At 62.1% G+C, this 15,696-nt stretch carries 15 protein-coding genes; 6 read left to right on the forward strand and 9 right to left on the reverse strand.

Annotated elements, in window-relative coordinates; genetic code table 11:
* Positions 1 to 57 precede the first annotated feature (57 nt).
* Entirely contained in the window at positions 58 to 1,074 is a 1,017-nt protein-coding gene (locus PQR53_RS08280) for a helix-turn-helix transcriptional regulator (protein ID WP_408452212.1), read from the reverse strand.
* Between the two features lie 185 nt (positions 1,075 to 1,259).
* On the opposite strand from PQR53_RS08280, the gene PQR53_RS08285 reads away from it, so the two are divergent.
* The 6 genes from PQR53_RS08285 to PQR53_RS08310 all read left to right on the forward strand — a co-directional run bounded on the left by PQR53_RS08285 (position 1,260) and on the right by PQR53_RS08310 (position 8,570).
* Positions 1,260 to 1,739, forward strand: a complete 480-nt coding sequence (locus tag PQR53_RS08285) for a DUF4863 family protein (protein WP_408452213.1) — start codon at positions 1,260 to 1,262, stop codon at positions 1,737 to 1,739.
* Positions 1,740 to 1,747: 8 nt separating this feature from the next.
* On the forward strand, positions 1,748 to 3,346 hold the full coding sequence (locus tag PQR53_RS08290) for a 3,4-dehydroadipyl-CoA semialdehyde dehydrogenase (protein ID WP_408452214.1): 1,599 nt from the start codon (positions 1,748 to 1,750) through the stop codon (positions 3,344 to 3,346).
* A gap of 100 nt (positions 3,347 to 3,446) precedes the next feature.
* A complete protein-coding gene (locus tag PQR53_RS08295) occupies positions 3,447 to 5,039 on the forward strand; it encodes a benzoate-CoA ligase family protein (RefSeq protein WP_408452216.1) in 1,593 nt (530 codons plus the stop codon).
* An 8-nt stretch (positions 5,040 to 5,047) separates the two neighbouring features.
* Positions 5,048 to 5,878: an alpha/beta fold hydrolase gene (locus tag PQR53_RS08300; protein ID WP_408452217.1), complete on the forward strand. Its 831-nt coding sequence runs from the start codon at positions 5,048 to 5,050 to the stop codon at positions 5,876 to 5,878.
* Between the two features lie 172 nt (positions 5,879 to 6,050).
* Positions 6,051 to 6,377, forward strand: a complete 327-nt coding sequence (locus tag PQR53_RS08305) for a hypothetical protein (RefSeq protein ID WP_408452218.1) — start codon at positions 6,051 to 6,053, stop codon at positions 6,375 to 6,377.
* 81 nt (positions 6,378 to 6,458) lie between these two features.
* Entirely contained in the window at positions 6,459 to 8,570 is a 2,112-nt protein-coding gene (locus PQR53_RS08310) for a phosphocholine-specific phospholipase C (RefSeq protein ID WP_408452219.1), read from the forward strand.
* Positions 8,571 to 8,692: 122 nt separating this feature from the next.
* Here PQR53_RS08310 and PQR53_RS08315 read toward each other — a convergent pair whose 3' ends face one another.
* From PQR53_RS08315 to PQR53_RS08350, 8 genes are read right to left on the reverse strand one after another with little or no spacing between them, the layout of a single operon-like run.
* Positions 8,693 to 9,982: an MSMEG_0569 family flavin-dependent oxidoreductase gene (locus tag PQR53_RS08315; RefSeq protein WP_408452220.1), complete on the reverse strand. Its 1,290-nt coding sequence runs from the start codon at positions 9,980 to 9,982 to the stop codon at positions 8,693 to 8,695.
* A 26-nt stretch (positions 9,983 to 10,008) separates the two neighbouring features.
* Positions 10,009 to 10,293, reverse strand: a complete 285-nt coding sequence (locus PQR53_RS08320) for an MSMEG_0570 family nitrogen starvation response protein (protein WP_408452221.1) — start codon at positions 10,291 to 10,293, stop codon at positions 10,009 to 10,011.
* Positions 10,294 to 10,306: 13 nt separating this feature from the next.
* A complete protein-coding gene (locus PQR53_RS08325) occupies positions 10,307 to 11,494 on the reverse strand; it encodes an MSMEG_0565 family glycosyltransferase (protein ID WP_408452222.1) in 1,188 nt (395 codons plus the stop codon).
* Positions 11,491 to 12,474, reverse strand: coding sequence for a sll0787 family AIR synthase-like protein (locus tag PQR53_RS08330; protein ID WP_408452223.1), 984 nt, complete (start codon positions 12,472 to 12,474; stop codon positions 11,491 to 11,493). Before PQR53_RS08330 ends, PQR53_RS08325 begins: the two co-directional genes overlap by 4 nt.
* A complete protein-coding gene (locus tag PQR53_RS08335) occupies positions 12,471 to 13,073 on the reverse strand; it encodes an MSMEG_0567/Sll0786 family nitrogen starvation N-acetyltransferase (protein WP_408452225.1) in 603 nt (200 codons plus the stop codon). Before PQR53_RS08335 ends, PQR53_RS08330 begins: the two co-directional genes overlap by 4 nt.
* A gap of 2 nt (positions 13,074 to 13,075) precedes the next feature.
* Positions 13,076 to 14,188, reverse strand: coding sequence for an MSMEG_0568 family radical SAM protein (locus PQR53_RS08340; RefSeq protein WP_408452226.1), 1,113 nt, complete (start codon positions 14,186 to 14,188; stop codon positions 13,076 to 13,078).
* On the reverse strand, positions 14,139 to 15,179 hold the full coding sequence (locus tag PQR53_RS08345; protein WP_408452228.1) for a Nit6803 family nitrilase: 1,041 nt from the start codon (positions 15,177 to 15,179) through the stop codon (positions 14,139 to 14,141). The genes PQR53_RS08340 and PQR53_RS08345 overlap by 50 nt, the downstream gene beginning before the upstream one ends.
* A 19-nt stretch (positions 15,180 to 15,198) precedes the next feature.
* Positions 15,199 to 15,681, reverse strand: a complete 483-nt coding sequence (locus PQR53_RS08350) for an MSMEG_0572/Sll0783 family nitrogen starvation response protein (protein ID WP_054040483.1) — start codon at positions 15,679 to 15,681, stop codon at positions 15,199 to 15,201.
* Positions 15,682 to 15,696: the final 15 nt, after the last annotated feature.

The raw sequence follows: 15,696 nt of genomic DNA on the forward strand, positions 1-15,696 counted from the left end.
CCCATGTAAAGCACTTTAGTGCATGTTTGCTAGTAAACCCTGGCACGCCACTGCAGGTCAGTTCAGCCGCGCGTCATCCGGCGATTCGGCTGCGATCCTTGCTGCAAGCCGGTCACGCAGCTGCAAGTAGGCGTCGGCCAAGGTTTTTTCGCTGGTGTCGAAGGTCATGTCGGCGCGGCCGTACAGTTCGCTGCGCCCTGTCAGGATGCGCTTGAGGTCGTCCATTGCTTCCTTGTTGCCGGACATCGGCCGCAGATCGCCTTGCGCGACGACACGGCGCATATGCTCTTCCGGCGTGGCTTGCAGCCATACGGTGAAGCAGTGCGACAGCAGCGCGTTGAAGGTGCCCGACTCCGACACAAGGCCGCCCGGCGACGCAATCACGGCACGCTCATGCTCCTGAATCACCGCCTCCAGCGCGCGATGTTCATAACGCCGATAAGCGCTCGCGCCGTAGAGGGAATGAATCTCCGACGGCGGACAGCCGGCGAGCTGCTCGATCACCCGCGTCAACTCGACGAACGGCACCTTGCGCTCCTGCGCCAGCATCCTTCCGAAGGTCGACTTGCCGGCCCCGCGCAGGCCGATCAGCGCGATCCGATCCTTGCGATGCGGGTCGCGCGGCGCTTGCGCGAACATCTCGGCAAGCGCTACGCGGGCGCGCTGCAACGCTGCCTGGTCGCGTCCCTGCAGCAATTCGCGGATCAGCAGCCATTCGGCGGAGACGGTGGTTTCGTCGCCGATCACCTCGGCCAACGGGCAGTTCAGCGTCGCCGCGATCTGCCGCAGCACCAGCACTGAAGCGTTACCCACCCCCGATTCGAGGTTGGCCAGGTGACGCTCCGACAAGCCGGTTTCAGTCGCGAGCGTCTTGCGCGTCATGCCGCGGCGCGCGCGCAGCAAGCGCACGCGCTCGCCCATCGCCGTCAGAAAAGGATCGCGTTCTTCGCGCTCGGCGCCGCGCTCCGCCCCGCGTTCGGGGCCGCCGTCGGTCCCGCGGTCAGTCCGATCGGCGCGGCTGGCGTCCTCATCGGCAGGGTCGTCCACCGGCGTGGGAGAGTAATTTTGGTTCATGTTTAACTGCCTCTTAACTGCGTTACATGTACTATAGTGCTTGACACGCACCCAGTGAACGGTTAATTTTCGCCAAATATTGATCCAATAACAAACGCTGTCGAGATTTTTCGGCGGCGTCACGGAGAGGGTGTGGCAACACGCATGAATTAACGTGCGTGCGTCCCGCCGATCTGGAGGCTCGCATGTCCCCACATGATTTCCAACGCCTGATTGCGGGCGTGACAGAGCAACTCGCCGGCCGGCCGCTCGATGCCGCGCTGGCCACGTGGCTCAACGATACGTATCCCGCGGACGGCGCGACCTTCCGCGATCTGACGGACGCCTGCCGCACGGGCGTGGCCGAAGGCTGGCTGTGCAATCGCGAAGGCGGCGGCATTCGCTATGGCCGCATCTTCAAGGCGCTGCCCGATACCCACAGCTTTTCCGTCGACGTGGTCGATATGAAGGATATTGCCGGTCCGCACCACGTTCACCCGAACGGTGAAATCGATCTGATCATGCCGCTTACCGCCGGCGCTACCTTCGACGGTCATCCGGCCGGCTGGTGCGTGTACGGCCCGGGTAGCGCGCATCGTCCCACCGTCGCGAACGGGCAGGCGCTGGTGCTGTATCTGTTGCCGCGAGGCGCGATCGAATTCACCGCCGCTCCATCTTCTGTCTGAGGCTTGCCATGACCGAACTATTGAAAAACTACGTTGCCGGCCAGTGGGTCGCGGGCAGCGGCGAAGGCGTGACGCTGACCGATCCGGTCACCGGTGAAGCGCTGGTGCGCGTGTCGAGCCAGGGTCTGGATCTCGGCCACGCCTTTGGCTTCGCTCGCGAAGAAGGTGGCGACGCCCTGCGTGAACTGAGCTACGCGCAGCGCGCCGCCCGGCTCGCCGAGATCGTCAAACTGCTTCAGGCCAGGCGCGACGATTACTACGCGATCGCTACGGCGAACTCGGGCACGACGCGCAACGATTCGGCAGTCGATATCGACGGTGGAATCTTCACGCTGTCGTACTACGCGAAACTCGGTGCGTCGCTTGGCGACGTGCATGCGCTGCGCGAGGGCAACGCCGTCTCGTTGAGCAAGGACCAATCGTTTAGCGTGCAGCACGTGCTGACACCGACGCGCGGCGTCGCGCTCTTCATCAACGCGTTCAATTTTCCGTCGTGGGGCTTGTGGGAAAAAGCAGCGCCTGCATTGCTATCGGGCGTGCCCGTCATCATCAAGCCCGCCACGGCAACGGCATGGCTCACGCAACGAATGGTGGCCGATGTGGTGGACGCCGGCATTCTTCCGCCGGGCGCGTTATCGGTTATCTGCGGCAGTTCCGCAGGTCTGCTCGATCAGATTCAGGCATTCGACGTGGTGTCGTTCACCGGCTCCGCGGAAACCGCCGCGACATTGCGTGCGCATCCGGCCTTCATCGAGCACGGCGCGCGCCTGAATGTCGAGGCCGACAGTCTCAACAGCGCCATCCTCTGTGCCGATGCCACACCCGGCACACTGGCCTTCGATCTGTTCATCAAAGAGGTCGTGCGGGAAATGACCGTGAAGTCCGGTCAGAAATGCACCGCGATCCGGCGCGCGTTCGTGCCGGAAGCATCGCTCGAAGCGGTGCTCGATGCACTCAAAGCCAAGCTCGCGAAAATGACCGTCGGCAATCCACGCAACGACACCGTGCGGATGGGCTCGCTCGTGAGCCGCGAGCAATACGAAAACGTGCTGGCCGGCATCGCCGCATTGCGCGAGGAAGCAGTGCTTGCATTCGACGGCTCGGCGGCCCCCCTTATCGATGCGGATGCAACGATTGCGGCATGCGTCGCGCCCCATCTGTTCGTGGTCAACGACCCCGATAGCGCGACGCTGCTGCACGACGTCGAAGTGTTCGGACCGGTGGCAACCGTGGCGCCCTATCGTGTTGCCACCGCTGCAAACGGCGCCCTCCCCGAAGCGCACGCCGTTGCCCTTGCGCGACGCGGCCAGGGCTCGCTCGTCGCGTCGATCTATTCGAACGAAGACGCGCATCTCGGGAGGCTCGCACTTGAACTCGCCGATTCGCATGGGCGGGTCCACGCGATCTCGCCCTCAGTCCAGCAGAGTCAAACCGGCCACGGCAACGTGATGCCTATGTCGCTGCATGGTGGACCGGGGCGTGCGGGCGGCGGTGAAGAACTCGGCGGTCTGCGTGCACTGGGTTTCTACCACCGGCGCTCGGCGGTCCAGGCCTCGACTGCTGCAATCGACACACTCACGCAAGCCACGCATTTACCCACGGCGTAGCGGCACGAGGCGAGCAATCAAGAGAAGCACCTAGCACGCAAGCATCGCGCGGATCACGAGCACATAACCGCCGGACCGCCTCACCCGATGGAGGAGACATATGGAAGCCCTGCTGGAAACGGCTGCGAGTCAGCCCGCGGCGACGGTCGAGCCGCCGCCCGCGTTATTCAATTTCGCGGCCTACCTGTTTCGACTGAATGAATCGCGCGCCGGCAAGACCGCTTATATCGACGACACCGGCACCACCACTTACGGCGAACTCGAAGAACGGGCCCGGCGCTTCGCGAGCGCATTGCGCGCACTCGGCGTGCATCCGGAAGAGCGCGTGCTACTGGTCATGCTCGATACCGTCGAACTGCCGATTGCCTTTCTCGGAGCGCTCTATGCGGGCGTCGTGCCGGTCGTCGCGAACACGCTGCTCACCGCTGCCGACTACGTGTACATGTTGACGCACAGCCATGCACGCGCTGTGATCGCATCGGGCGCCTTGCTGCCGAATGTCACGCAGGCGATGGAAACGGCCGACCACGACGGTTGCCAGTTGATCGTCTCGCAGCCGCCCGAAAGCGAGCCTTTGATGGCGCCGCTACTCAAGGATCTGATCGACGCGGCCACGCCTGCGATCAAAGCGTCCACGACAGGTTGCGACGATATCGCGTTCTGGCTGTATTCGTCGGGCTCGACCGGCAAGCCAAAAGGCACCGTTCATACGCACGCGAATCTGTACTGGACCGCCGAGTTGTACGCGAAGCCCATTCTTGGCATCGTGGAAAGCGATGTGGTTTTCTCGGCGGCAAAACTGTTTTTTGCGTATGGTCTCGGCAACGGTTTGACCTTCCCGCTTTCAGTTGGCGCTACTGCCGTGTTGATGGCCGAGCGCCCCACGGCTGACGCCATTTTTACGCGCCTCGTAAGGTATCGCCCGACGGTTTTCTATGGCGTGCCGACGCTCTATGCAAGCATGCTCGTAAGCCCTAACCTGCCCGCGCGCGCCGATGTTGCGATACGCGTTTGTACGTCGGCGGGTGAAGCGCTGCCGCGCGAAATTGGCGAGCGCTTTACAGCGCACTTCGGCTGCGAGATTCTCGACGGTATCGGCTCAACCGAAATGTTGCATATCTTCCTGTCGAATCGCGCCGGGCAAGTTGAATACGGCACCACAGGACGCCCCGTGCCCGGCTACGAGGTCGAACTGCGTGACGAAGCCGGTCATGCGGTGCCCGATGGCGAAGTCGGCGATCTGTATATCAAAGGGCCAAGCGCGGCGTTGATGTACTGGAGCAATCGCGAGAAGTCGCGCGCGACATTCCTCGGCGAATGGATTCGCAGCGGTGATAAGTACTGTCGTCTGGCGAACGGCTGCTACGTGTACGCGGGCCGCAGCGACGACATGCTGAAAGTGAGCGGTCAGTATGTATCGCCCGTTGAAGTGGAAATGGTATTGGTACAGCACGCTGCGGTGCTCGAAGCGGCGGTGGTCGGCGTGGATCACGGCGGCCTCGTGAAAACCCGCGCGTTCGTGGTGTTGAAGCGTGAATTCGCGCCGTCTGAGATACTCGCGGATGAGTTGAAGGCTTTCGTCAAGGAACGGCTCGCGCCGCACAAGTATCCGCGCGATATCCTATTCGTCGACGATTTGCCGAAAACCGCTACCGGCAAGATCCAACGCTTCAAACTGCGCGAACAGTCATAAGGTGATCCATGCAGAACCCCGCCTCCGCAATCTCTGACAGCGGCTTCGCAGAACTGCCCGCTACTGCATCGCACGGGCCATTGCGCATCGAATATCGTTGGGTGAATGAAGCGGCGGCTAATGCACCGGTCGCCGTATTCCTGCATGAAGGACTCGGATCGATTGCGATGTGGCGCGACTGGCCACAGTCCTTGTGCGAGCAGCTCGGCATGCGTGGGCTCGTCTACTCGCGGCCCGGTTATGGACTCTCTACACCGCGTGAGCACGATGTCAAATGGCCGGTCGATTTCATGACCGCGCAAGCGCGCGATATCCTGCCCGCTTTGCTCGACGTACTCGGTATCAGCAAGCAGGAACGCCAGCGCATGTGGCTGATCGGCCATAGCGACGGTGGCTCGATTGCGCTGCTCTACGCCGCGCTGCATCCCGGCGCATTGGCCGGCGCGGTCGCAATCGCACCGCATGTATTCGTCGAAAATATCTCCGTGGAAAGCATCGCGCAGACGAAACAGCTCTACGAAACAACCGACTTGCGCAACAAGCTAGGCCACTATCATGCCGACGTCGATTCCGCGTTCTATGGCTGGAACGATATCTGGTTGAATCCCGCGTTTAGAGAGTGGCGCATCGTCGATGAACTGGGCGCTATCAAGCAGCCGCTGCTTGCGGTGCAAGGCCACGACGACAACTACGGCACGATGGCGCAGATCGACACGATCGGCGAGCGTGTGCCGCATGCACAACTGGTGAAACTCGACGCGTGTGGGCACTCGCCGCATCGCGATGCGCCCGTTGGGTTGAATGAGGCGATTGCGGCGTTCATTTCGCGGCAGCGTTGAATATCATTACTCCACGCCGCCGACGGTCACGAACCTCTCCGTGTCTTACCGGACTTCACCACTGCATTACCGCAGCTTCACAAAACTTACACAGTCAGCGATTATTCTTCTGCATCGCTGACCTTGGCACGCGAATGCCTCAGCGCTCCCTCCCCCGTGCTGGAGACATTCCATGTCCGCCGTGTCGAAGCCGACTGCTACCTTACTTCGCAAACGTTTGGCAGGCGCACTGATCGCCATGTCCTTGTGCGGCATGCTCGGTGCCTGTGGCAACGACAACGACTCATCACCAGACACGCACGCAGCGAATTCCACCGACAGTGCCGGCGATAACGGCGGCACGTCACAGGTTTTGTCAGCAAACCCGTCGTCCGCCGCACCTGCCTCACCCGCACTCACGATTCAAACTCCTGCACTACCCGCATCAAGCGCCGACACGGCTCTGTCCGCCGTCGCCTCGACGCCGCTCGCCGCACCCGTCATCCATACCGTAGATTGAGCTCCGCACCCCATGCGCCGCGCGGCTCACGCTCGCGCGCCGCATGGCTCGTTCCTCTTATGAAGATCGAAAGCCAAAACCATGACTTCAAAAAATCGCCGTGATTTTCTACGCTCCGCCGCGCATGCAGCCGGTTCCGCCACCGCGTTGAGCATGTTGCCGCTGGGCATTCGCAACGCGCTCGCGATCCCCGCCAACAACAAGACCGGCAGCATTCGCGATGTCGAGCACATCATCGTGCTGATGCAGGAAAACCGCTCGTTCGACCACTACTTCGGCACGCTCAAGGGCGTACGCGGTTTCGGCGACACGCGCGCGATCAACCTGCCCAACGGCAAGCCGGTGTGGTATCAGCCGCTCGCCGCGGATGTCGGCTATGTATTGCCGTTCCGCCCGACGGCGCCAACCCTGGGCCTGCAATTCCTGCAAGACCTCGCGCACGACTGGACCACCACGCACGCAGCATGGAACGGCGGCCGCTACGATCAATGGGTGCCGTCCAAGGGCACCACGACGATGGCTTACTTCACGCGCGACGACATTCCGTTTCACTACCAGCTCGCCGACGCCTTTACGATCTGCGACGCATACCACTGCTCGCTAATGGGCCCGACCGATCCGAACCGCTACTACATGTGGAGCGGCTGGGTGGGCAACGACGGCAATGGCGGCGGCCCGGTGATCGATAACTCGGAACTCGGCTACGGCTGGTCGACCTATCCGGAAGTGCTGCAGAACGCCGGCATTACATGGAAGATCTACCAGGACATGGGTACGGGACTCAACGCGAGCGGCGCGTGGGGCTGGACGCAGAACCCCTATATCGGCAACTTCGGCGACAACTCGTTGCTCTACTTCAACCAGTATCGCAATGCGCAGCCGGGCAATCCGCTCTATGACAACGCGCGCACCGGCACGAACGCGGCCAACGGTGACGGCTACTTCGACATCCTCAAGCGCGACGTGCAGAACAATGCCTTGCCGCAAGTCTCGTGGATCGTCGCGCCGGAAGCGTATTCCGAGCACCCGAACTGGCCGACCAATTACGGTGCGTGGTACATCGATCAGGTCCTGCAGATTCTCACGTCCAATCCCGAGGTGTGGAGCAAGACTGTGCTGCTGATCAACTACGACGAGAACGACGGCTTCTTCGATCACATGGCGCCGCCGTTCGCACCGGCATCGAGCGCGAATGGTTTGTCCACCGTCGACACCAGCAATGAAAACTATGCGGGCGACAGCAAGACGCCGGCGGGCCCGTACGGCCTCGGGCCGCGCGTGCCGATGCTGGTGGTTTCGCCCTGGTCGAAAGGCGGCTACGTGTGCTCGGAACTGTTCGACCATACTTCCGTGATCCGCTTCATCGAAAAGCGTTTCGGCCAGCAGCACAACCTCGGCGAATCGAACATCACGCCGTGGCGTCGCGCGGTGTGCGGCGATCTGATGTCGGCATTCAATTTCAGCAACCCGAACGACGCGTTCCCGACGCTGCCGAGCACAAGCGGCTATGTACCGCCCGATCAGAACCGGCATCCGGACTATGTGCCGTTGCCGCCGCTCCTGCAGGCCGTGCCGAAGCAGGAACCCGGCGTGCGCCCGGCGCGCGCGTTGCCCTACGAACTGTTCGTGCGTGTGCAAGGCGAAAGTTCCGGCAACAAGCTGACCATGCGTTTCGTCAACTCGGGCCGCGCGGGCGCGGTGTTTCTCGTCTATGCAGCGAACGGGCTCGACGCACCGCGTACGTATACAGTCGAAGCCGGCAAGCAGTTGCAGGACCAGCTGCCGTTGAATGTCGACGGCACGTACGATTTCACCGTGCATGGCCCGAACGGTTTTCTGCGCCGCTTTGCCGGCAAACCGGTCGCGAAAAACTGGTGGAATGGCTCCGATACCGCGCGCCCGGAAGTTGCCGAAGGCTACGACGTCGCGAACGGCAACCTGCAATTGCGGCTGGAAAACGCGGGCAGCGCGCGCTGCCAGTTCACGATCGTCAACGCATATGACGCGAACAACGTGATCAGGCATTCAGTGCGCGGCGGCGATACCGAACAGTTGTATCTCGATCTGCGCAACGCCCATGGCTGGTACGATCTGGCGATTACCGTCGACACGGACCGGTCGTTCGCACGGCGTGTCGCAGGACACGTGGAAACCGGCAAGAGCAGCATGAGCGATCCGGCGTTGGGAAGCTAGATTTCAACTGGGTTTGAATTCGGCCGGTACTAAAAGATGCGGCCGCTGCGATAAAAAGCAGCGGCTTTTTTTTGCTCGCATCACGTTGCATCAGGTCACATCACCTCGCATAAGCCGCAGTCTCAAGCCGCAACAGCCGCCCTCACCGACGCTCGTTCGCGCGCCTTCTCGCGGATCGCCTGCACCACGAACTCCGCATCGCGCGCGACGCCGGAGAAGCGCCCCGAACCCCACGTATGCAGCCACGGCAGGCCGACGAAATACAAACCGTCGATCGGTGTAATGCCACGCGTATGCGCCGGATAACCGCGACCATTGAACACCGGCGCGTCGAGCCAGCTAAAGTCCGGTGTGAAACCGATACACCAGACGATGGCGGAAATGCCGCTCGTGTGAAGGCCGAGCGTCGTTCGCTCTTCGTCAGGCCGCCAGACAGGTTCGTAGACCTCGCCCGCCGGCGCGTCGATGCCATGCTTTTCAATGAAGCCGTCGATGCCCGCATTGATCCGGTTGTACGTGTCGTCCGCCGCATCGAGATTGGCGGCGAGTGTCGGCGCGAAATGGAATTGTCCGTCGCGCAGATCGTCGAGCCTGCCGTACAGCTCCATGCCTTCGGCGGCGAATTTTCGCAGGTCGATATCGCGTCCGCCATCGCGGCCGGTCACATAATGATTGGTGTTATCGCGCACGCCTTCTCGCAACGGATGCTTTTCGACCGGCATGTCGTAGTACTGCATGTCGGCGAGCCAATCGACCACGTCGCGCCCGCGATAGAACCGTGCGCAGCGTGGCGCCTCGCCGACCGCAAGCACCACTTTTCGCCCGGCAAGATGCAGATCCTCCGCGATCTGCGCGCCGGACTGCCCGGTGCCGACCACCATGACCGCGCCTTCGGGCAACGCCCGTGGATTCCGATACGCGGACGATTGCAACTGCACGATATGGGCGGGCAGGCGCTCGGCGAGCCGCGGCACGATCGGTGTGTGATAGCCACCCGAGGCGACCACGACCTGATCCGCCGTGAAATCACCTTGCGTGGTCACGATCGAATAGACACCGTCGTCGCGCTGCTTCACGCGCTTGACTTCCGCGTGTTCGATCGCCGGCGCGTCGACGTGCGCGATGAAGCCATCGAGGTAGTCGATGATCTCAGCCTTCTTCATAAAGCCGTGCGGATCGTCGCCGAGGTATGGGTAGCCGGGCAATGCACACTGCCAGTTCGGCGTCACGAGACAAAACGCGTCCCAGCGCTGCTGGCGCCACGTATGCGTCAAAGTGTTTTTCTCCACAACCAGATGGTCGACACCCGCCTGTTTGAGGTAGTAGCTGACCGACAGACCCGCCTGCCCGCCGCCGATGACGACCACGCTGAAATGCCCGTCAACGCGCGCGTGATGTGCTGGATTCGACATGATGCGTCCTCTGCAAGAATAAGCGCCTAGCTGAACTCGATCACCTTGACGGTCGCCTCGGGCTGATCGCGAAAACGCTCGGCGTCGCGTTCGATCCGCGCGAGTTGATCCATCGCCGCCGAGCACGCAAAACCGTACTTCTCGCGCACCCGCTCCGACGCGATACCTAACGCCTGCCGCGAACGTTCGACGAAATCGTTCAGCGCATAGGCTTCACCAGGTTTGAAGAAATCGCCAATGACGAGCGAAGGCGAATAGCAGTTCGCTTCGTCGCCATCAGGCCACTGAATCCGAAAGTGCATGACAGGCATCGTAAATCCTCAATCAATCATTCAATCCATGAATAGCCAAGGCGCGCGTCGCAAGCAATTGACGGTATACGTCGACGTGACGCCGCGCGCTTTCCGCCCAGCTAAAACGAGCGAGTAACGCCGGCACGGCCCGGTCGAAATCAATCCGGCTACGGCCTTCCGTGAGAGCAAGCAACAAGGCCGTCGCTATCGAATCGACATCGTGCGGGTTTGCCCAGCAACAGGTGGTGTCCTCGAGATACCCGGTGAACGGCGCGATTGCCGACGCAACCACCGGCGTGCCGCTGGCAAGCGCTTCCAGCACCACCAGACCGAACCCCTCGCACAACGACACCATCGACAACACGTCCGCGCTGCGAAAGAGCGCGGGCATGGCGGCATCTTCGAGGGGGCCGGTCACCACCACGCTTTCGTGTGGACCGACCGACAGTCCCAACTCCGCCGCTCGCTTAAACAGGCCGCGAGCATAGACGTCATGATCGAGCAGGCTCGCGCCACCGGCGATCACGAGTTGCGCGCCGGGCAACGCGCGGCGTACAGAGACGAACGCTTCGAGCAGGGCACGTGTGTTCTTGCGCGCTTCGATGCCGCCCACTGACAGCACGACTGGGCCACCGTCAATGCCCATGCGTTGCATAAGTTGCGCATCACGTACATCCACGTTGGGCGTGAAGCGTGCAACGTCGACGCCATTAGGCACCGTCAGCGCCGCAACGCCGTAATCCGAACGCATCGTGTTTGTCCATGTATCGCTGACACACAGCACTTGATCCGCATCCTCATACGCCCGCCGCTGCCATGCAGCGAGACGTGGATCGTCGAAATGATCCAGGTGATGAACGGTGCGCGTGAACCTGCGAATGAGCCCTTGCGCTTTCAGTTCAGCGAGTGCGTTGCCGCTGATACTGTCCTGCGCGTGCAGCACATCGAACGACCACGCGTCGTGTTCCTGCAACGTATGCTTGAATGCATGGATACGCGCCTCCACCATGGCTACCGTGCCGGCCTGAGACAACGTGATCGGCGCGTAGACCACGCGGCACGGCGGCAGGCGAAACAGCGTCTCGCCCGGCCCCGCCGGCGCAAAGACCGTCACGTCATGGCCGAGCACCGTCAACGCGCTCGCCAGTTCAAGCGTATGCACGACCCCGCCGCGCGGGTTGACCGAATGGGTCAGCAACGCGATGCGCAACGTGTTCATCGCGAACCGTCCTTTGCCAACATGAACGGCTCGCGATTGAAGTCCCACAACATCGCCGCCCCATCATCCCGATGCAAAACCACTTCAGACGTCGCGTCGACCGAACCGATCACGGCGCAAGCCAGCGCGCGCGCGTCGAACAGCGCCTGCACCGCATCGACATGTTCTTCCCGAACGGATAGCAAATAACCAAAGCTCGGGAATGCGGTGGCCCAGCGTTCCAATGGAACCTCGGCTGGCCTTGGAATACGCTCGAGGTCGATCCGGGCGCCCGCCCTGGAGCATTCGAGCAGCATCAACGCCGTGCCGAGTGTGCCGGCCATGCTGATGTCTTTCGCCGCATCGCACAGGCCACTTTCCGCTAACAGCGGCAACAGTTCGAGATCCGCTCTCAATCGCTCAGGCGGCGCCTCCACCGATGCGTTCCAGAATGGATATGGCTCCTCGAAGCGGCCGCGCAAATCGACGGCCATCATCAACCGGTCGCCGGGCTTCGCGTTGAAACTCGACAGCAGCGTCCTGGCGCGCCCCACGATCGACACAGCCAATTGCGCTGCATCGCTGCGCGTATTCGTATGACCGCCCACGATCGGTACGCCATAAGCGACCGAAGCGGCCGCCATGCCCGCGAGCACTTCTTCGGCCGCGCCGATTTCCTGGCTCCATAGTGCGTCGACCACAGCCAGCGGCCGCCCGCCCATCGCATAGATATCGCTGACGTTGACCATCACACTGCTGTAGCCGGCAAACCACGGCATCGCGCTCACAAAATCACTGACCATGCCTTCGATTGCGAACAGCAGATAGCCATTGCCATCGGCAATGGCCGCGCAATCGTCGCCGAGCGCGACGGCCTGCGCGAGATCCTGCGTGCCGCGAGGCATATGCCGCGCGAGTGAGCCGACCACATCGACGATATCCGTCTTGTGCCGGAATCCGCGACTCTCGCGCAGGCTGGCAACGAGATCGGCCACGCTCATGCCGCGCTCCGTGCACGGGCGGCAGGTCCATCTGGATGCGTATGAGTCACGAAGCCGCCGTACGGCGTCGCACACGGCGGATACCAGTCCAGTTGCGCCTGCATCAGGTGATGCGGCCGCCCCAATAGCATTTCTTCGGCGAGCACATCCCAATGCATCGCGCGAAACAGCGGCACGTTCTGACTCTGCACGTGCGCGAGGAAAGTCTCACAGCCGAGCGCATGGGCACTGCTCACGGCGAGACGGATCAGCGTCGCGCCAATTTTTCCGTGACGGCGAAACGCGGCATGGACGGCGAGGCGCGAACCGAACCATACGTTGCCCTTATCACGATGAATCCGCACCGTGCCAACCACCTGCTCCGGCATGCCGGCCACACAGCTCACCGCCACGAGTTGTTGCGCGTGGCTGTCGATCTCGTCCCGATCATCGCCGACAAAGATGCCTTGCTCGATGCAAAACACCGCACGCCGCAGCTTGTACGCGGCGTCCGCTTCCCAATCGAGCGTCGTCCACTTGATGCGGAACTCACTTGGCGCATAGGGCACGAAACCCACTTCGCCATCCGGCGCTTCGCCTGCAATCGCTTCACCGAACATGATCACTCCTCGTACGACGACAGCGACGAACACGCGCCGCATTTGCCGCAACCGGCCTTGATATCGGCGGAGCGCATCGCCGCGGTGTTGAGCATGCCGCCGAGCGGTTGCAGAATCGACTTCATGAATTCAGGCGTAGGCGCCGGATGATCTTCCAGTGGCGTGCCGCTGATCGGCACAAAAGGCACGACGAACGGATAGACGCCGAGTTCGATCAATTCGCGCGACATCGTCAGAATCGCTTCCGCGCTATCGCCTAGACCGGCGAGGATGTAGGTACTCACCTGGCCGCGTCCGAATACAGCAACCGCGGCTTTGAATGCTTCCATGTATCGCGCCAGCGGCACACTCGCTTTGCCCGGCATGATGCGGTCCCGCAATGCGGGTGTCACCACTTCGAGATGCATGCCGAGCGCGTCGATGCCGCTCGCCTTCATGCGCGCGAACCAGCGGTCGTCATCGGGCGGCTCGCATTGCGCCTGGATCGGCAGATCGACCGCCGCCTTGATGGCGAAAGCGCTTTCGCACAGAATCTGCGCGCCACGATCGGACGTGGGCGGTGTGCCGGTGGTCAGCACCATATGCTTGACGCCGTCGAGCAATACGGCCGCGCGCGCCACTTCGGCCAATTGCTCCGGCGTTTTGCGCGCAATCGTGCGCCCCGCCGCGAGCGACTGCCCAATCGCACAGAACTTGCAACTCTTGCGGCGGCTCTCGTAGCGAATGCAGGTTTGCAGCACGGTCGTTGCCAGCACGTCCGCGCCATGCAGCGTGGCGATGTGCGAGTACGGCACGCCATCGAGCGTCTGCATGCCGTAAAAGCGCGGCGCCTTTGGGAAGCTGATATTGGCAATCGGAATCGTGCCGCGCAGTAACGCACTCGACCCGTTCACATCCGGCGTCTGCGCGACGAACGGCGAATGCCAGGCGGTGTTCGTATGCACCGGCACCATGATCGTCACGCCGTCGACCGTGACCGCTTTGTGGTCCGATGGACCCGCGCCGCCACGCCGGCTCGCGGCGCCCGCATCCGGAGACACGAGCCGCAAACCGGCCGACTGCAATTCAGTCATCAATTGCCGGCTCGTTGCCGACAGGGTCTCGCTGGAGCTCATCGTGCCATCCCTCGTTTGAATTGAAAGCGGTGCTTGCGCTTGCAGCACTGGACCACGCCGGCATCGGTGCGACGGTTTCCGCCGGCCGCCGGTTGATCGCAAGACTCAACAATTCGGGCCGCGCGTAGTGGCCGACCGAATCCATCATGCGTTTGCGTTTGGTGATCAACGCCATGTCGAGATCGGCGATCACCATGCCCTCGCCTTCACGCAGCGGTTGCGCCAGATGCTGCCCTTCAGGTGAAACGATCGCGGTATTGCAACCGCCGCGCAGCGCCTTTTGCAGATTCGTATCGGACGTGACCGAAGCAATCTGCGCCTCGGTCAGCCAGCCCGTCGCATTGACCACGAAGCAGCCCGACTCCAGTGCGTGATGCCGGATCGTCACTTCGATCTGATCGGCGAAAATCGGCCCCACCAGCGAGCCGGGGAACTGGCTGCAATGAATCTCTTCGTGCTGCGTCATCAACGCATAACGTGCGAGCGGGTTGTAGTGTTCCCAGCAAGCGAGCGCGCCGACGCGCGCCACCGCCGTTTGCGCGACCTTCAAACCGGCCGCATCGCCCTGGCCCCAGATCATCCGTTCATGAAACGTCGGCGTGATCTTGCGGCGCTTGAGCACCAGCTGACCGTCCGCGTCGAAGATCAACTGCGTGTTGTAGAGACTGCCGTGATCGCGCTCGTTGACGCCGAGGACCACCACCATCCGATGCACGCGCGCCCGCTCGGCCACCGCCTGCGTCACCGGGCCCGGCACGATCACGGCTTCCTCATAGAGCTTCATGTGATCGGCGCCGGAAGCAACCGGCGGACGCACAAAAGAAAAGTACGGGTAGTACGGCACGAAGGTCTCGGGGAACACGATCAGCTGCACGCCTTCGCGTGCTGCTTTCTCGATCGCCTCGCAGACCTTCTCGAGGGTGCCCCCGCTGCGTTCGAAGTCCGGCGCGATCTGGACCGCGGCGGCACGCACGATGCGTTTGTCGGACATAGTGGTCAGCCGCCTCTCGTCAAACCGTCCACGTGTGGATGATCAGCGCGTTGTCCTTGCGATGCAGCAGCTGGATATCGAGCACGTCGAGCGGACTGATCGGGCGAATGCCTTCAATCAGCGAGGCCTCACCGTGCCCATAGAGGGCTTGTAGCGCGAAACGGCAGGCGTACACCTTGCCGCCCTCTTCCATGAACTTCATCAATTGCTTGTTGAAGTTCAGGTGGCCTGGGAACGCTTCGTCGCCGAGCGTCGGAAAGCCGCGTTGCAGACCGAGCGTGACACCCGGTCCATATAGCAGCACCGATGTTTCAAAGCCCTTGCGTTGCAGACGCGTGGCCTGTAACAGATTGACGAAGCCGATCGACCCTTCGAACGCGACCGTATGAAACGTGACGAGCGCCTTCTCGCCCGGTTCGGCCTTCACGTCTTCGAAGACCTTCTCTTCGTAGTCGACAAGGTAATCGCCTTTCTGATGCAGCGGTTTGTTGACGGCTGGCATGACACTCTCCGATCA

The organism is Paraburkholderia fungorum, assembly GCF_046027605.1.
Lineage (GTDB): Bacteria > Pseudomonadota > Gammaproteobacteria > Burkholderiales > Burkholderiaceae > Paraburkholderia > Paraburkholderia fungorum_F.